The organism is Legionella israelensis (assembly GCF_004571175.1).
GTDB classification, from domain to species: domain Bacteria; phylum Pseudomonadota; class Gammaproteobacteria; order Legionellales; family Legionellaceae; genus Legionella_D; species Legionella_D israelensis.
The window spans coordinates 2,150,714-2,169,215 of sequence record NZ_CP038273.1 but is presented as its reverse complement, the minus strand read 5'-3'; the positions used below and the strand labels follow the sequence as shown (position 1 = coordinate 2,169,215).

Below are 18,502 nucleotides of genomic sequence, written 5' to 3'. Positions count from 1 at the left end.
GGATTCAGATTCCCCGGCACGTGTTAATGGAAAAAATGACAAACAAAAAGGAATAATCATCATGTTAACGAAAATAATAAAAATAATATCGGTATTGTTTTTCTTCCTTTTAGCGGCTTGTGCTCCCCATCCACGCGCTGCTTCCGAACTGCCGGTTGATGATGAGGCTAAAGCTGTTGAAGCTAAACCTGTGGCTGAACAAGAAAGAGAAACAGCCAAGGTCTCCTCTTGGGAAATCTCCGGCGCCATGGCAGCAAAAAGCAAAAATAAAGCCTGGTCGGCTTCTCTCAACTGGCTACAGAGAGGCATAAACAATTATCAAATGCGCCTCTTTGGACCTTTAGGAAGCGGAACCGTCATCATTGAAAAAAAAGGCGGTACTGTCACCTATCGAGATGGACCAAAAACAGCAAGTTCCCGTAACGCAAGCGAATTACTGCTGAAGCAGACCGGTATCCGTCTCCCCGTTAATAATCTTTATTATTGGGTAAGAGGACTTCCTGCACCTGGGTCGGTACAAGGGGAAAAACGCGACCGGTATAATCACTTAAGCCAATTAAAACAAGGAGGTTATGTCATCAATTATGCTCGCTATACTTCAGTGAAAGGGAAAGATCTACCCAGTAAAATCTACTTACAGGGCCATGGACTATCAATCAAACTGGTCATAAGAAGCTGGAAGATATAAAGCGCTATAAAGGAGCATGTCATGACGGTAACGACGGGGTTATCTGGAAACGAAATTTATTGCCTTGCCGAAAAAGGATATGCTCCAGGAAATATTGTAGTTGGTAACAGCGTTCATTCTCTAGGCCTGCTCGGCAGCGTGGGTTCCGGGTTGAAAGCGATCATGGGTGGCGAATTAAAACAAATTACCCAGTGGATAGAAGAAGGACGCAAGAGCGCCTATCAACGAATGTTGCAAGAAGCGGTCAGTCAAAAGGCAACAGGGATCACAGGCGTGACCAGCCAGATCATCTTTCATGGATCGAATGTGGAGTTTCTTACCATTGGCTCAGCCATACACGCGGACAAAACGAATTTCAATAACAAATTTTCCACCTCGGATGACGGTCAGGAACTGTACGCACAATTAGATGCCGGTTACAAGCCTATCTGCTTTGCTTTTGGCAATGTGGCTTATTCAATGGGAGTAGGACGAGGACTTCTCGGTAGTTTGAAAACTTTGGGGCGTGGTGAAATTAAAGAATACTCCAAAATCTTTAATCAAACCCGTCATTTGGCCTTAAACCGTATTATTGGACACGCCAGAACACATGGTGCCAATGCCGTGCTTGGGATTCGAACTACTATTTTGCCATTCGGAGGGGTTAATGAAATGCTGATGATAGGAACAGCTTCACACAACTCCCAACTCCCCACCGATAAACTTCAGACTCTGATCAGCAGTGACATGACCAATGTTGAAATGTGGAATATGGCCAGCAAAGGATATATACCACTGCGCTTACTGCTGGGAACGTCGGTTTATTCCCTGGGATTGGTCGGCGGTATTACATCCGTCATCAAGTCTTTTGTGCGCGGCGAAATTAACGAATTAACCCGCCTGTTGTATGATGCACGAGAAAATGCACTGGCGATTATCAATGATGAAGCCAAAGTCATAGACGCAGATGACGTGGTTGGTATTAAAACGTATGTTTATCAGATAGGCAATGGCTTAATTGAGTTTTTAGCGATAGGCACTGCAGTAAAAAAATTACCCAACATCAATACGCAATCACCACAGCTTCCTCCTCAAGCCATTGTAGTTGATCGTGACACGTTTTACAGTTCCGTTAATACGAACAGTCTTAATGTTAATGCAAATAAAGGAGCCAAGCCTATTAATAAAGGATACATGTCCTGGCTTGTTCCTGTCATTATTATTCTTCTGATAGTTATTCATATCTTGTGGGGCCAGTTTTTCTAAACAACATCCATCTGACAAATGGTTTATAATAGACTTATCCACAGGATATGAATTTTTTTGCAGGAAGCAGAAACATTTTTTTAAATTTTTTATTTATTTTGAAAACTCGGCAGAAGGTTCAAAAAATTATCTTTGAACATTGACAAGCATAAAAATCCGCTGCAAAATATGCACCACATCGCAAGGAGGTTTCCTGCATTATGGACGATGTGTGATAACTGATTTTGGGGTGTCGCCAAGTGGTAAGGCACAGGGTTTTGATCCCTGCATTCCTAGGTTCGAATCCTAGCACCCCAGCCAGATTCTTAATTTAACCTGATTTTTGTCTTTATGATGCTCAGGTTTAAGTAAACAGACAGCAGAAGATACCTTGAGAGAAAGCGTTTTTTCTATAATGCTAAAAAATAACAACAACAACTTTCTGGCTGTCTTCTGCTATGTGTTTAAGTTATTGATGAACTCTAAGGCTTTTTACACATGTCCACAATGATGATCTTTACCGGCAATGCCAATCCTGAGCTTGCATTAAAAATTTCTTCTCACCTACAGATGCCCATGGGCCAAGCTACTGTTGGCACCTTTAGTGATGGCGAAACCATGGTTGAAATTCTGGAAAATGTACGTGGAAAGGATGTGTTTATTATCCAATCCACCTGCTCTCCTGCCAATGACAATCTCATGGAATTATTGACCATGGCAGATGCACTGCGACGCTCATCTGCTGGCCGTATCACTGCAGTGGTTCCCTATTTTGGTTATGCTCGACAGGATAGGCGCGTGCGCTCAGCAAGAGTACCTATTACTGCCAAAGTCGTGGCAGACATGATGGCATCCGTAGGCATCTGCCGTGTACTTACCGTTGATCTTCACGCCGATCAGATTCAAGGATTTTTTTATATGCCGGTTGATAACGTATATTCAACCCCGGTACTCATTGAAGATATAAAAAATCAGAAATTAAAAAATCTTATGGTTATCTCGCCTGATGTAGGGGGAGTGGTCAGAGCACGCGCAATGGCTAAACGATTAAATGATGTCGAACTCTCCATTATTGATAAAAGACGCAGTGGACCCAATAAGGCTGAGGTTATGCATATCATTGGCGACCCGGCAGGACGCAATTGCCTCATCGTAGATGATATTGTAGATACAGCCGGCACTTTATGCTCGGCTGCTGCCAAACTAAAGGAAAATGGAGCTGCCAGCGTCAGAGCATATATTACGCATCCCGTATTATCGGGACCTGCAGTAGACAATATCAATAACTCGTCTTTGGATGAAGTTGTAGTCACTGACACCATTCGATTATCCGAAGCAGCAAAAACATGCCATAAAATAAGAGTTGTCAGCCTTGCAGATATGCTGGCACAAGCCATTAAGCGTGTAAATATTGAAGAGTCTGTTAGCTCAATGTTCAGTGAGTGATTCAACTTACCTCATCACCAACTGACATCGCGACTTTTTCAGATGGGTTGCAGATGCTCAGCCTTGCTCGGGAAACAATCACGCTCATTTTTTCGGAAAACATCACTAAAAAGTGTCGCATAGGCTACTATGCTGCACTTTTTAGCAAGGTTTTCTCCCAGCCTGAAATCCGGTGTTGCTACAGAGGTTAAGCTATTAAAGTTAACTGACATATAAATATCAGATTGTTATACAATTTTTATAAAACTTATGGCAGGGCAAAATCATACTTCGCCCAAATAAAACCAAATTGCCGTCATTTCGAACGCAGTGAGCCCTTATTGTTTATGCTTTAAGTGATATGATTTTACCCTGAGCTTATGGTACTTGAAATCAGTTTATTAGCTCATGTTACTCAGCTTCATCTTTTTGCATCTTTGCACGTATTTTGAAATTTTAAATGTTCATTTACTTCATGGAAACTGCACTTTAAAATTCCAAAAAGCGTCCAAATCTTCTAAAAAATACGGTGCTGCTAACATGAGTGATTCATTTATTCACGAGTTCCAACGTATTTATCATCAAAATAACGTCTTAATTTAGTGCGCAAAGTTCCTCGACTAATTCCCAACATAATCGCCGCACGAGACTGATTGTATTTGCAATGCTCCATAACTGCGCGAAATAATGGGGTTTCAATCTCTTCCAGAACAAATTGATATAAATCAACAGGATCAGTGCCATTAAGCTCGGAAAAGTATTTTTGTACTGACTGAGTGACACTCTCGGCCAAAGAAGCTGTTGCATCTCCGATCTTACTACTGATTGTTGTCATTTGTGTTAACTCCTCCTTTAAAAAGCAACATATTACAGAACTGAACTTTTCCTGACAAGTCAAAATCAGAAAAAATATTGTTAAAAATCAATCATTATTTTGAGCTGAAAAAATACAATTTTCAGGCGGCAACCTGAAACAACATAGATGGTAAGTTGTTCTGGATTGCACCGCCTGGGCAAAAGTAGACTCCTCTACAGGATATGAAAATCACTGAATTAAAAATTCAACATTGCCGGATTGAAAGGCTTATCATTGATGGTCAGCTTACCGTTTTCCAGTTTAAATTCAATGACGTAATAAGAGTCCTGTTTTACAAGTGCTCCTACCTGCGTTAATACAGCCAAGTTCTGGTTTACCCGAGCCTCAACCATTTGATCAAAGTTAGGGGGATTAGAACTATCCGTTTGAGTAGCAGCAGCGTCGTTCTCATCCGATGAAGCTTGATTGTTTTTCTGCATCTGTTGAACCAAAGCTTGCTGAATATCAGGCTTTTGCAACAGTTTCTGTTTAACGGATTCTCGCATAAATGTTCTTAATACATCTTCCGGAATAGAAAGTTTACCATTTCCGGTAACTTTTTGTATCATTGCCAAAGGATTAACATCTTCACCTTTTGGCACTGAAAGCAGCAAATGTCCTTCAATGGTTCCCTGCGGCATGGTAAATTTCAGCGCGGATATTTCAAACTCTGCACCTTTGCTGAACAATTTAGGCAACAGAGGAAGAGTTGATAATAAAGCCTGTCGCTGTTCGGCTTCAGTGCCATGTTGCGCTGCTGCAGTCTGAGCATTGATCTTGGCAAGAACCTCTGCGTCCAGATTTCGCAAAAACATTTCTACGCGCCCGGGACCATAAGTTTGCCCAGTAGCGTATACCTTATCTAAAGAGGCTTTCAAATGTGCATTAAAAAGATCATCATCAACATCACTTTTTGAATTAAGTGTTACACCAGCAACTTCAAAAAGTTTAGCCTTGTCATTGGTAATGGTGAAAATAGGAAAATCTAAATTAGCCTCACCTAACATCAGCCCCCTTGAAGAACGATATAAATCGTAAGTGGTACTGAAGTTACCCATTTTAATTTTAGTTTTGTCTTTAGACAGACGAAAACCTTCGATTTTGAACTCCCCATCAACCGTATTAAGATTAGATGATACGGAGGTTGTACTGGACATACCTAACCATTCAAACTCCCCATCGCCTTTTTTAGCAATGAGCTTAAAGGAAGGAACACCAACAACCACATCCGTCTTGTTCAAATAATTAACAAAAAGACTCAAACTAAGTTTCGGCCTCTCTGAGCTGGCGGTAAACATTTCATCAAATTGTTTTGCATAATTTTGGGGAAGTTTTAAATCAGTATGTGCATACCCTAAGCCAAAATGCAGTCCTGTGTCTGAAAAAATGATTGGGCCATGATAAATTTTCAGAGGCATCTGAACACTGTAGTCCTTAGCGGGTACAGTTTTTGATTGTCCGTTGGTTTTAACCACTCTCTCTGGAACCCTAAAATTCCAGTTAATCATAGCATCTGCAGTAAACCAGCCGCGATCATATTGCTCAATATCAGCAAATAATCCGTTGACTTCATTTAAATTGGCAATGGTCCGTTTGACATTTCTCTCCGTTAAATAACCCATGCTGTAATAAGCACCAAGAAGCACTATAACCAGGATAACCAATAATCCTGCAATTTTTTTCATTATTATCTCCAATGTTATTTTTATCTGTGCACAAATTAAGTGTATCTGGTTTAATGTGGTTTTTTGTCAAAACTGTAAGAATAATAATAAGATAGAGAGCACTGGATTACCAGTCACTATACAAAAAAATATCTGTTCCTGATAAAAATATATTTTATGTTTCGCTCTTTCTGAAGAGATTTTATCCTTCTGAGCAAAATAATGTATCATATTTATTTTTACTAGAAAGAAATAGCTATGTTCAATCTAAATTTTTTATTAGGCGAAAACTTCTGGTTATTGCACTGCTTTGTTTTATTATTTCTTACAGCCGGCTTGCATTTCCTAAGTCGTTATATCTTAAAGCATCTTCTGAGAAAGGCTGAGCAAACCCGAATTATTTATGACGAGGCCTTACTTAGAGCCATCAAAGCACCTTTAATACTCATGATTTGGTTCACGGGACTATCAGCTACCAGTTTGCTTGTTTTATCTCATAACAGCCCATGGTCAATATCTGAATATTTATCTCCAATTAAAAAGCTAGCCATTATTTTTTCCGCCTCATGGTTTATAGTGCGCTTCATTCACCAAATTGAAGCGCTCTATATCCGATTTTGTGCGGAAAACTGTAAAGAAGTGGATAAAACATTAATCAGGGCATTAACCCAATTAATCACTATCATTACAATCATTCTCGGTGTTCTTGCTGTCATGCAACTGTTTGGTTTACCTATATCTGGACTCCTCGCCTTTGGAGGGATTGGTGGAGCCGCTGTGGCTTTTGCCTCCAGGGATTTATTGGCCAATTTATTTGGCGGCCTGGTGGTTTATCTGGATCGTCCTTTTAAAATAGGTGACTGGATTCGCTCCCCGGATAAACAAATAGAAGGCACTGTCGAATGCATTGGATGGCGCGTCACTTGCATCCGAACGTTTGATAAAAGACCGTTGTATGTGCCAAACGGTGTATTTTTAAACATTAGTGTGGAAAATGCCTCCCGTATGTTGAATCGTCGCATTAAAACAACCATTGGAATACGATATCAAGACGCTGGAAAAATAGATAAAATTACACAGAAAATCAGACAGATGTTATTGGAGCATCCAGAAATTGACACTCAACAAACCATTATTGTGAATTTCATTGAATTTGGACATTCTTCATTAAATTTTATGGTCTATGCTTTTACGAAAACCACCCAGTGGGTCAAGTTTCAAGCCGTGCAACATGACGTATTTATAAAAATCATTCGTATCATCTCGGCAAACAATGCAGAATGCGCCTTTCCTACTCAAACTTTATTTCTGCAAAATGAATCAGCAATAAACCCACTTGCCCAGGAGATTGAAAAAAACAGTGTTTTCGATACAAACGGATAATCTCCGCAATCGTCAATATCATTATCTTTAACCTAGTGCAGAATGTATCAATTACCGGCGAAAGCCGGTATGGATTTTCACTTCTTATAATTCACTGGTCTGCAATAAGTTTCTTTCACCGTTAAAGCCAGTATAAAAGCTATGAGAGAGGATAGAGGCAAAATGCGTAATCCTGCCTGAAAATCAGAAAGCAGCAAAGTTTCAACATTGTATGCTCTAAATCCCGAAACCATATCGACTAAATGGCCCACTAATGGTTGCAGTAAGGCGCCAACAAAAATGGAAGTCATGTTTGTAAACGCTATCGAGGTGCCTACGACATTTTTATCGTGCAATTCAGTAGATACAGCATAAGCAATAGCTACTCCGGTATTGGTCATGCCAAATACAAAAAAGATAATATAGGCAAGGGTCTTATCCAAATGAGGGTAAAAAACAAATATCGACGTAAGGATTATGCCGAAAAGTGCAGATGCAATCATTAATGGTTTACGACGCCCAATTTTGTCCGATAACCAGCCTGTGAGTGGGCCACTTATTCCCCAGCCAATGAATATCAAACCTGTGGCAAAAGCCGCAGCGTGCGCTGATAAACCACGGCCATATTGTAAATAAGCAGGGCCTATGGCTTCCCCAATGACTGCGGTAGGTCCAAACAAAAAGCCCGCATACAAAGCATTCAGCCATGTCTGGCGGTTCGATAAAATAACTTTCAAGCTTTGCAAAATGCTCAGTCGGTTTTCATGTTTTATATCATGTCGTCTGCCACCTGGTTTATCCTGTATAAATTGATAAAGTAAGCCTGCTAGGATAATAAATACAAAGGCAATGACAAGCATGCTATGCCGCCAACCCACAGCACCTACCAGAAAAGATACCGGAGCTTCTCCTGCTGCAGCTCCTAACATGCCTAAAGCTTGTGTAAATCCTGCCAGCAAACCTAACATGGCCGGAGGAAACCAGGATGTTGCCAGTCTTAATGCACAAACAAAAGCAAACGCAGCGCTAAAACCAATAAACATCCTGCCTATAGATGCAGTTAATAAACTGTCTGCCAATCCAAAAACAACACATCCAAAAGCAGTTAATAAGGACATCAGGGTCAAAATCCAGCGGATACTGAAGCGATCGACCATCAGCCCTACAGGCAATTGCATTAAAATATAAGGTACATAAAAAGAAGCAGTTAAAATACCAAAGCCCGTCTCATTGATACCGAAATCCATTTGCAAATATTTGTGCATCACACCATGTGAAACTCTGGCAAGATAATCAGAAAAATAAAAGGTAGCGGCCAATCCCCAGACAAGCCAGGCCAGACTCAGGTAATTTTTTCGTTCAATCATTTCAACTCGCGACATTATCATTTTACTCTCTAACCTGCTCATACTATCTGCATTCCATTCCGCTCTGATAGTCAGACTCTTAAAAGAATTTCCAGAAACAAGAATTTATACAATAAAGTTATAAAATCGACACTACATTATACTGGCATGTGCAATGATTTCAACCAATCTGCCATAGCTTACTGGGCAAAATCATACTTTGTCAAAATAAAACCAAATTGCCATCATTGAGAGCAAAGAAAAACAAACTAGAGCGATGCCTCTTAACAAATTGAAATTACAATTGCTTCACTTCGTTCACAATGAGTTCTTTTGGCCTGCCATAGCTTACTGTTGTAAATTTCATTGTCATGGTTTTTAGACTAAACACAGGGCAACCCATCTAATTTTTAATCACAAAATAACCCTCTTTTGCCTACCTGCTGTGTTTTATGCACAACATCCATATGATCTCATATCAAGCGCTGTATAAGGTTCCGTGCATAAAGCACATAAAAGTAGGTATATTGATTTTATATTGCGCTATTAGATGCGTTTATCCTGAGCTAGACATAGACTTTCAGATAAAGCTTTTAGAAAAACACAGTTAAGGTGAACAATAACAAACTCTATTGGATATTTTTAGACGTAATATGGAATAGAAAAAGGCCAAGATAAACACACATTCTGATATTTCCTGGGTATAATATTTTAGGTTATAATTAAAGTTTTAGATGTATCAATGATGAGAGCACTTGAAGAAAGCATAAAAAAGGCTTTTGCATCCACGGGTGAAGCTAAAGATATCAATAAAGCTTATCTCGAATTTATTAAAGCTAATTTTATTATCCCTGTCGAAAAGAATACTGAAAGCGAACCTCGTGTTCTTTTTCTGCAGGAAAAAGAACAGACATACCTCCCTGTTTTTTCTGACATCTCTTATTTCCATCCCTGGGCAGAGGAAATAGCAGAGCAGATTGAGTTGCTTAACTTGTCTGGAGTAGATTTATTAAAAGGCATTGGCGAGCAAGTCACCGTTTGTCTTAATATAGGCAGTGAGATATATAAAGAATTTAATCCAGCAGAAATTGCAAGAATGAAAAACATGGTCTTAAAAATATTCAGCCCCAAAATAATATGAGTTCGCTATAAAACTTTCATGAGCACCAAAACGGACAAGACTTAGGAAAAATGCCAAGGTTAGGGTGTAAAATTTTCAATTCAGGAGTTAGGCGAATAGCGCCCGACTTCCAACAGCCAGATCACAGGAAGTCGTTATGCGCCTTTATATCGCTAATTAAGCTACCAAATCAATGACTTGGTAACCAATCACTGCAGAGGCTGCCAATGCGCCAGTGATCTTCCACACCTTTGAAAAGAAATTTTTTTCTTGCTGGTATAAATTATCGTTGGCAGCTGCATCGATGGTTTTTGTCTCTACAGGCGTTGGTGTTATGGCAAAGAGCGGCTCTTCACCATAAAAGCCAGCCCACCATCCTTCGTTCCATTGTTCTGCCTCAACTGAGGTTTCAGGATATGGATTTTCTTCTATTTCCAGCTTAGCCACAGCACACTCATAACCAAAAACATAACATTCTTCATAGCTGGGATGTTCAATATTGAATCTTAATCGAACATGCGGTAACAAAGTATTTATATCGTTCATAGCTTACCCCTTTTTATCATTAAGATTATTCTTACATCCTGTAAAATCTTTTATTGAGTCATCGCATATTAATGATGTTGTATGCTTACCCTTATTTTACGAATAAAAAAGGTAAGATAAAAAAGGAGGAGGGAATTTTACTCTTTCTTGACAATATTAAGACCAAATAAGCAACAATGGAATGTTTTAATTATTAATTGCTTGATTTTTAATAAATTTTAAAAAAAACATGTAGGTGTTTGCATTTTAAGGCGCGAGTCTTCGATGTATCCATTGATTATGCTGCTTATAATAATGGATGCGATCATGCAATCGATTATCTCGCCCCTGCCAAAACTCAATTTCATCAGGTAAGATCATGTATCCACCCCAATAATCTGGTCTCATTACAGGCTTTTGACCATATTGCTGAATTAATTCATTTAATTTGCGCTCAAGAAATGCCCTGTCTGAAATTTCCCTGCTTTGTGGTGAAGCAATGGCACTATACTGACTTTTCACAGGTCTTGAAGCAAAATAATTATCCGACTGTTCCTTTGGACAACATTTAACCCGACCACGTACACGAACCTGCCTTGCCATTTGCGGCCAGTAAAAATTCAAGGCAGCATAAGGATTATGCTGTAACTGCATAGCCTTGGTACTTTGATAATTGGTAAAAAATATAAATGCTTCTTCCTGCAAAGCTTTCAGTAAAACAACACGAGAATCAGGATAGCCTTTTTCATCCGCTGTTGACAAAACCATTGCTGTTGGATCACTTTTTTCAGACTTTAATACTTCTTCAAACCATAATTTAAATTGAGCAATAGGTGAGCTGGAAGCTGATTCTTCGCTTAAACTTAACTCACCGTATTCGCGTCTGATGTCGGCTAATGTTCGCCATTCATTCATGCTTTATCCAAGTGCTCAGCATCAACTCGACCAACCGGTCATTTCTGCTACAGCATCACCTAAAAAAGCAGGCGATTTTACCGTTTTTACACCCGCTGATTCCAAGGCGGCGAATTTTTCTTTTGCTGTTCCCTTGCCACCGGAAATAATAGCTCCAGCATGCCCCATTCTTTTTCCTGCAGGGGCTGTAACACCAGCAATATAAGAAACAACTGGTTTACTGACGTGTGATTTTATGTACTCGGCAGCTTCTTCTTCTGCTGAGCCACCTATTTCACCCACTAAAATAATAGCCTTGGTTTGCTCATCCTTTTCAAATAATTCCAATGCATCAATAAAACTTGTACCAGGTATTGGATCACCACCAATTCCAATACAGGTACTTTGCCCAAAGCCCCGGTCAGTCATTTGCTTGACAGCTTCATAGGTTAAAGTACCAGAGCGAGAGACGATACCTACTTTTCCCGGTAAATGTATACTGCCAGGCATAATGCCAATTTTGCATTCCCCCGGGGTAATGATACCTGGGCAGTTTGGACCGATGAGTCGAGTCCCAGGATGATCATCAAGATAAGCTTTTACCTGGAGCATATCCAGGACAGGAACCCCTTCTGTAATACATACAATTAACTTAATTCCGGCTTCAGCCGCTTCTATAATAGAGTCTTTACAAAAAGCAGCGGGAACATAAATCACCGAAGCATCGGCACCTGTCTCATCCACTGCTTCCCGCACTGTGTTAAAAACAGGCAAATCAAGATGCGTTTGTCCTCCTTTACCGGGAGTAACACCGCCAACCATACGTGTTCCATAAGCAATAGCCTGTTCTGAATGATAGGTCCCCTGTTTGCCAGTAAATCCCTGGCAGATCACTTTGGTTTCTTTATTTACTAATACACTCATTTTTTAGCCTCAAATTCAGTCTGGTAATGATTTACCGATTCTATTTTTTAATACTTGATTGACACACTGAGCTTGTGATGAAGGAACCCCACAGCATATACACTTTAACGTTATGTAAATGACATTTTGAGTAAAACATTCAACAGGATTCCAGTCTAAATATTGATTATTTCCCCTCAACTTCCTTAACGATTTTCTTAGCCGCATCCGTCAGGTCAGTAGCCGCGATAACGTTCAAATCGCTGTTATTTAATATGTCAGCGCCCTTTTGAGCATTATTACCTTCCAATCTGACAACGACCGGCACTTTTACATCAACCTCTTTGACTGCAGCAAGAATACCATCAGCAATCAAATCACAGCGAACAATTCCACCGAAAATATTCACGAGAATCCCTTTAACCTTCTCATCAGACAAAATAATTTTCAATGCTTCACTTACCCGCTCTTTGGTCGCTCCGCCCCCTACATCAAGAAAATTGGCCGGCTCACCACCATGCAATTTAATAACGTCCATAGTCGCCATGGCAAGCCCAGCACCATTTACCATACAACCTATACTTCCATCCAAAGGAATATAGTTTAACTCCCAGTCGCTGGCCCGATTCTCCCGATCGTCTTCCTGGCTTGTATCGCGCATGCCTTTCAATTGCGGATGTCGATAAAGTGCATTACCATCAATAGATACCTTGGCATCCAGGCAAATGAGCTGACCGGACTTAGTGACCACTAGGGGATTCACCTCCAGTAAACTCAAATCACATTCCGTAAACATTTTACCCAACTGCACAACAATATGACCGAATTGTTTTACCTGATCAGCAGATAAACCAAGTTTAAAAGCTATCTCTCGGCCTTGATAAGGCATAACACCAAGCAGAGGGTCGACAGTCACTTTGAAAATCTTTTCTGGCGTTTCTTGTGCAACTTTTTCTATTTCAACACCACCTTCTGTGGAGGCCATAATGACAACCCGACGAGTAGCTCGATCTACAACTGCTCCCAAATACAACTCCCGATCTATATCACTCGTCTCTTCAACCAACACAGCATTAACAGGTTGTCCTTTTTCGTCGGTCTGATAAGTCACCAGACGCGTACCAAGAAGCGATTTGGTAAATTGAGCCAACTCATCTTTGCCCGAAACCAGTTTCACACCACCAGCTTTTCCCCGGCCTCCAGCATGAACCTGTGCTTTTACGACACAGCGGGCAGTAGACAGCTTATCACAAACCTGAATAGCATCATCAACACTATACGCCACTTCTCCTCTTGGTACCGGCAACTCATAACTGGCGAACAACTGCTTAGCCTGATATTCATGTAAATTCATGTTTTATACCTTTTAAAAAACAAGACAGAATAATTGTCTTAGTAGTTAAACATTTGCAAAATGTGATGTCACTCGCAGACTTTATCTGGAATGACGACGGTAGATATTTGAAAAATATCTACAAAACCTAAATATTTAACAGTAAGCGAGAAGGATCTTCCAGCAACTCTTTAACACTCACTAAGAACTGCACCGACTCCTTACCATCAATTAACCGATGATCATAAGACAGAGCAACATACATCATCGGACGTATAACAATTTGACCATTTTCTACAATCGGTCTCTCTTCAATTTTATGCATACCCAAAATACCTGTTTGGGGCGGATTAATAATAGGAGTGGCCAGCAGAGAACCAAATACACCTCCGTTGGTAATGGTAAACGTGCCGCCTTGCATTTCTTCCAGACTCAACTTGCCGTCTCTTGCTCGACTTGCACAATCATTGATAGCCTTCTCAATATCGGCCATGCTCATGTATTCTGCATTTCTTAAGACAGGAACCACGAGACCACGCTCTGTTGACACAGCTATCCCGATATCATAATAACCATGATAAACGATGTCTTGACCATCAATAGAGGCATTTACCGCTGGAAAACGCTTCAAAGACTCAATGACTGCTTTGGTAAAGAAGGACATAAAACCAAGTCTTACACCATGTTTTTTCTCAAACCTGTCTTTATATTGTGCGCGCAGGTCCATAACTGCTTTAAGATTAACCTCATTGAAGGTGGTCAGCATTGCTGCATTGTGCTGAGCCTGAACCAGGCGTTCAGCAATTTTTGCTCTTAGACGAGTCATAGGAACACGTCGTTCTTCGCGCTCTCCGCCAGAAGTGATTTCTTCTTTTTCCTCTTTCTTTTTCTCAGACGCGGATCGTTTTTTTGATTCAAGATAAGATTCCACATCTTCCTTTGTGATTCGTCCACTTTTGCCTGAGCCTTCAATCTGCTCAGGTTTTAAATCATGCTCGGCCAGCAAGCGTCTTACTGCAGGGCTCGTGACCTTGTCTCCATCAATGCTTTCTGATCCCTCTTCTTTCTCAGGCTCTTCTTTTTCTTTCTCAGCTTTTTGTTCCGCCTCTTTTTCCCTGGATTCCTTTTTCTTTTCTGACTTCTCTTCCTCTTTTTCAGCACCAGCTTCTTCAAGACGCGCAAGAATTTCACCAGCTTCTACGGTATCACCTTCCTTATATACAATTTCCTTCAATATCCCATCAGCGGGCGCAGGAACTTCAAGGACTACCTTATCCGTTTCCAAATCCAGCAAGTTCTCGTCACGAGATACTTTATCGCCCTCTTTTTTATGCCAGGCAGCAATGGTGGCATCGGCTACCGACTCAGGTAAAACAGGAACTTTCACTTCAATAGACATAGCATACCTTCTTTATTTTTATTTCGCCCCATTCTAAATTGAGCTTTCATTGGCTCCTTAAACAAAAGCAAAAGCAGAAAAAAACCATATAAAAACTCAATTTATAAATAAGCGAAAACAGGTTATTGTTCTAACAAGGCTTCCTCAACCAGCGCTTTTTGTTGCTTCGCATGCAAAATCGGACTACCAACAGCGGGTGCTGCGGCGAATCCACGTCCGGCATAGTGTAATGTCTGATCTTTGCGCAGACAATCCTTAATATTATGTTGTGAAGAAAACCAAACTCCCTGATTCTTTGGTTCTTCCTGGCACCAGATAATCTTAGAAGCAGCAGAATATTTATTTAATTCAGTCGTTAATGCTTTTTTAGGAAATGGATATAGCTGCTCGACTCGAATAATTGCCACATTATCCAGTTCCTCATCACGTCTTTTCTGCAACAGGTCATAATAAACCTTACCACAACATAAAACCACTTTTTCAACTTTCTCCGCATTTAAATCATCAATTTCTGGGATCACATTATGAAACTTACCATTAAATAAATCATCCAGTGGTGAAACAGCAAGCTTATGACGCAAGAGACTTTTCGGTGTCATGACAATAAGCGGCTTACGAAAATTTCTAATCATCTGACGACGCAGAAGATGGAAAATTTGCGCAGGTGTGGAAGGTGAGCATACTTGCATATTGTGCTGTGCACACAATTGCATAAAGCGTTCCAGGCGCGCGGATGAATGCTCAGGTCCCTGGCCTTCATATCCATGAGGCAAGAACATGGTCAGGCCGCATAAGCGCCCCCATTTTTGCTCTCCTGAACTGATAAATTGATCAATAACGACCTGGGCGTTATTGGCAAAATCACCAAACTGTGCTTCCCAAATCACCAGAGAATGTGGTTCGGAGGCCGCATAACCGTATTCATAAGCCAAAACTGCTTCTTCTGACAGAACTGAATCAATCACTACAAAAGAGCGAGAGGGATGAGTGGCTGTTTTTTCCAAGGGTATGTAGACATCACCATTTTTGGCGTCATGCAAAACGGCATGGCGGTGAGCAAAAGTACCCCGGCCTGAATCCTGTCCGGATATGCGCACGCCGTATCCTTCATGAAGCAAACTGGCATAAGCCATGGTTTCAGCATATCCCCAGTTCATGGGTATTTCTCCTTTTGTCATTTTTTCACGTTCATTAAGCAAACGTTTGACAACAGAATGTAATTCAAAACCATCCGGTAGAGTATGCAGTTGTTCAGATAATTTTTCGAACACTTCTTTTGTAATAGTGGTGTCAGCTTTGTCTGTCCATTTAGCATTAAGATAGGGTGTCCAATCAATGGATATTTTTCCTTGATAATCACCCTGATAGATGTCGACAACCGACTTGCCGCTATCGAGACGCTCACGATAGTCTTCCGTTATTTTCTCAACTTTTTCTGGTGTGATCAGTCCTGCATCAATAAGTTGAGCTGCGTAAATATCTCTTAAAGGTTGTTTTTCTTTAATTTTTTTATACATCATCGGTTGAGTTACAGAAGGTTCGTCGGCTTCATTATGTCCATGACGTCGATAACATACTAAATCAATTACAATATCACGCTTGAATCTCATCCTGAAGTCGAGGGCAATCTGGGCCGCAAAAATGACCGCTTCAGGATCATCACCATTGACATGAATAACCGGTGCCTGAACCATCTTTGCCACGTCTGTACAATAAAGCGTAGAGCGGGCATCGAGCGGATTACTGGTGGTAAATCCTATCTGATTATTAATGACGATGTGCACTGTCCCGCCTGTACCGTAACCGCGAGCCTGGGAAAAATTGAAGGTTTCCATCACCACACCTTGGCCCGAGAACGCGGCATCACCATGAACAACCACTGGCACAACTTTATTTTTTTTCTTCAGATCGTCGCGACGGCGAAGCCTTGAACGAACCGAACCTTCAACAACAGGCCCTATGATTTCAAGATGAGAAGGGTTAAATGCCAAAGCAACGTGGATGATTTTGTTCGATTCTGTTCTTAAATCCGATGAAAAGCCCATGTGATATTTTACATCGCCCGTTCTGTCCGATTTGACCTTGCCTTCAAACTCCTGGAATAACTGATTAGGCTCTTTACCCAACACATTCACAAGAACATTCAGACGACCACGATGCGCCATGCCAATGACGATTTCTTCTACACCCACGTCTGCACCACGCCTGATAATTTCTTTCAGCATAGGTATAAAAGAATCCCCGCCCTCCAGTGAAAAGCGTTTTTGACCCACATAGCGAGTTCCAAGATAGCGTTCCATACCATCAGCAGCAATTAAATCCTTGAGAATAGTCAGCTTTTTATCATCATCATATTGAGGAAGGCCACGAACAGATTCCATTCTTTCCTGTAGCCATTCTGTCTCTTCATTGCTGGAAATATGCATGTATTCAATGCCTATACTTCGACAATAAGTATCACGAAGAGCATGCAGGATTTCACGCAGTGTCATTTCCGGGCCATTAAAACTATGGCCGGCAAAAAATTTTTGATCCAGATTTTTTTCAGGCAATTGATGATAATCCAGTTCAAGATTCGGGACATGTACTCTTTCAGCCATGCCCAGAGGATCAAGCCTTGCTGCATGGTGCCCTTGTGCTCTGTAAGCATTGATAAGATGAGCCACCTGATATTGCTTGCTGTCTCTGGATTCAGTCATCTGAACCGGTCTTTTATCAGCCATTTTTAAAAAATGATTGCGTATTTCCCGGTGCGATACTTCACTTGTACCCGTTTTTGGAAGCTTATCAAAAATGTTGCGCCAATCTTCAGACACGGAATCAGGATCATTAAGATAATCTTCATATAAGGCGTCAACATAGCCCATGCTTCCTCCAGATAAATAGGAGGATGCCCACTGTTTTTGCAGATCACTGCTGCTCATTAGTCTTTCTCCAAAGGGTCTGCTTCAAATCAGGGACAGCGTTTGTTTTCTTAACCAGAAAGCCGACACAAATTCTAATTTGAAAGCAACAAGAAAATTTAATTAAGTTTCCTGGTTCAACATTTGCTTGCGAATTTCAGCTATCGCTTGCGTTGGATTGAGTCCCTTCGGGCAGACATACGTGCAATTCATAATTGAACGACAACGAAATACGCTGAATGGATCCTGTAAATTATCCAAACGATGCAAAGTAGCGCTATCACGGCTGTCTGCCAAAAAACGTCTTGCCTGCAAAAGACCGGCCGGTCCGACAAATTTGTCAGGATTCCACCAGTATGAAGGGCAAGAACTTGTGCAACAAGCACACAAAATACATTCGTATAAACCGTCCAGCTTAGCCCGTTCTTCTGGCGATTGCAGACGTTCACGTGCTGGCGGTTCCTCTTCGTTTTGCAAGTAGGGTTCTATTCGCTCATATTGCTGGTAAAACTGACTCATATCCACCACTAAATCGCGAATCACAGGAAAACCCGGCAAAGGGCGGATCACAATTCTGTCGGTCTTAAGATGCGACAAGGATGTCACGCAGGCCAGGGCGTTGGTGCCATTAATATTCATACCATCTGAACCACAAACACCTTCACGACAGGAGCGCCGGTAAGCAATGGTATTGTCCTGCTCTGCCTTAAGACGTTCAAGCAAGGTCAACAGCATAGGGTCACTTTTAGCTGGAATGCTTATTTCATAATCCTGCATATAAGGTTTCGCATCCTTTTTTTCCGGATTATATCGATAAATAGAAAGGCTCAGAGTCTTTGTATCAGCCATGGAATATCCTC

General features: G+C 40.9%; 15 protein-coding genes and 1 tRNA gene. 6 read left to right on the top strand and 10 right to left on the bottom strand.

Features of this window, described 5'->3' with window-relative positions; translation table 11 throughout:
- The first annotated feature begins 61 nt into the window (after nt 1–61).
- The 4 genes from lolB (at nt 62) to E4T55_RS09860 (ending at nt 3,358) form a co-directional block, all read left to right on the top strand.
- Nucleotides 62–688: a lipoprotein insertase outer membrane protein LolB gene (gene lolB / locus E4T55_RS09875; RefSeq protein ID WP_058501572.1), complete on the top strand. Its 627-nt coding sequence runs from the start codon at nt 62–64 to the stop codon at nt 686–688.
- A 21-nt stretch (nt 689–709) separates the two neighbouring features.
- Complete coding sequence (locus E4T55_RS09870; RefSeq protein ID WP_058501573.1) at nt 710–1,933, top strand: heavy metal-binding domain-containing protein; 1,224 nt, start codon at nt 710–712, stop codon at nt 1,931–1,933.
- 225 nt (nt 1,934–2,158) lie between these two features.
- Nucleotides 2,159–2,233, top strand: a tRNA-Gln gene (locus E4T55_RS09865).
- A gap of 177 nt (nt 2,234–2,410) precedes the next feature.
- Nucleotides 2,411–3,358, top strand: a complete 948-nt coding sequence (locus tag E4T55_RS09860; protein WP_058501574.1) for a ribose-phosphate pyrophosphokinase — start codon at nt 2,411–2,413, stop codon at nt 3,356–3,358.
- A gap of 532 nt (nt 3,359–3,890) precedes the next feature.
- Here E4T55_RS09860 and fis read toward each other — a convergent pair.
- The gene (fis, locus tag E4T55_RS09855; RefSeq protein ID WP_256595125.1) at nt 3,891–4,205 is read right to left on the bottom strand and encodes a DNA-binding transcriptional regulator Fis; all 315 of its coding nucleotides are present in this window, start codon (nt 4,203–4,205) and stop codon (nt 3,891–3,893) included.
- A gap of 185 nt (nt 4,206–4,390) precedes the next feature.
- Complete coding sequence (locus E4T55_RS09850; RefSeq protein WP_058501576.1) at nt 4,391–5,878, bottom strand: YdgA family protein; 1,488 nt, start codon at nt 5,876–5,878, stop codon at nt 4,391–4,393.
- Between the two features lie 237 nt (nt 5,879–6,115).
- Between E4T55_RS09850 and E4T55_RS09845 the strand changes: the two genes are divergently transcribed.
- The gene (locus tag E4T55_RS09845) at nt 6,116–7,240 is read left to right on the top strand and encodes a mechanosensitive ion channel family protein (RefSeq protein WP_065235982.1); all 1,125 of its coding nucleotides are present in this window, start codon (nt 6,116–6,118) and stop codon (nt 7,238–7,240) included.
- 77 nt (nt 7,241–7,317) lie between these two features.
- On the opposite strand, the gene E4T55_RS09840 is transcribed toward E4T55_RS09845, so the two are convergent.
- Entirely contained in the window at nt 7,318–8,607 is a 1,290-nt protein-coding gene (locus E4T55_RS09840) for an MFS transporter (protein ID WP_058501577.1), read from the bottom strand.
- A gap of 703 nt (nt 8,608–9,310) precedes the next feature.
- On the opposite strand from E4T55_RS09840, the gene E4T55_RS09835 reads away from it, so the two are divergent.
- Nucleotides 9,311–9,706 carry an SseB family protein gene (locus E4T55_RS09835; RefSeq protein WP_058501578.1) on the top strand — a complete coding sequence of 132 codons (396 nt, stop codon included), beginning with the start codon at nt 9,311–9,313 and terminating at the stop codon, nt 9,704–9,706.
- A gap of 156 nt (nt 9,707–9,862) precedes the next feature.
- Here E4T55_RS09835 and E4T55_RS09830 read toward each other — a convergent pair whose 3' ends face one another.
- From E4T55_RS09830 to E4T55_RS09800, 7 genes are all read right to left on the bottom strand, one after another.
- Nucleotides 9,863–10,231: a hypothetical protein gene (locus E4T55_RS09830; RefSeq protein WP_058501579.1), complete on the bottom strand. Its 369-nt coding sequence runs from the start codon at nt 10,229–10,231 to the stop codon at nt 9,863–9,865.
- Nucleotides 10,232–10,477: 246 nt separating this feature from the next.
- On the bottom strand, nt 10,478–11,125 hold the full coding sequence (gene pdxH, locus E4T55_RS09825) for a pyridoxamine 5'-phosphate oxidase (protein ID WP_058501580.1): 648 nt from the start codon (nt 11,123–11,125) through the stop codon (nt 10,478–10,480).
- 21 nt (nt 11,126–11,146) lie between these two features.
- On the bottom strand, nt 11,147–12,028 hold the full coding sequence (sucD, locus tag E4T55_RS09820; protein WP_058501581.1) for a succinate--CoA ligase subunit alpha: 882 nt from the start codon (nt 12,026–12,028) through the stop codon (nt 11,147–11,149).
- 166 nt (nt 12,029–12,194) lie between these two features.
- A complete protein-coding gene (gene sucC, locus E4T55_RS09815) occupies nt 12,195–13,361 on the bottom strand; it encodes an ADP-forming succinate--CoA ligase subunit beta (protein WP_058501582.1) in 1,167 nt (388 codons plus the stop codon).
- A gap of 127 nt (nt 13,362–13,488) precedes the next feature.
- Nucleotides 13,489–14,739, bottom strand: coding sequence for a 2-oxoglutarate dehydrogenase complex dihydrolipoyllysine-residue succinyltransferase (gene odhB, locus E4T55_RS09810; RefSeq protein WP_058501583.1), 1,251 nt, complete (start codon nt 14,737–14,739; stop codon nt 13,489–13,491).
- Nucleotides 14,740–14,861: 122 nt separating this feature from the next.
- Nucleotides 14,862–17,663, bottom strand: coding sequence for a 2-oxoglutarate dehydrogenase E1 component (locus E4T55_RS09805; RefSeq protein ID WP_058501584.1), 2,802 nt, complete (start codon nt 17,661–17,663; stop codon nt 14,862–14,864).
- 102 nt (nt 17,664–17,765) lie between these two features.
- Nucleotides 17,766–18,491 carry a succinate dehydrogenase iron-sulfur subunit gene (locus tag E4T55_RS09800; RefSeq protein WP_058501585.1) on the bottom strand — a complete coding sequence of 242 codons (726 nt, stop codon included), beginning with the start codon at nt 18,489–18,491 and terminating at the stop codon, nt 17,766–17,768.
- Between the last annotated feature and the right edge of the window lie 11 nt (nt 18,492–18,502).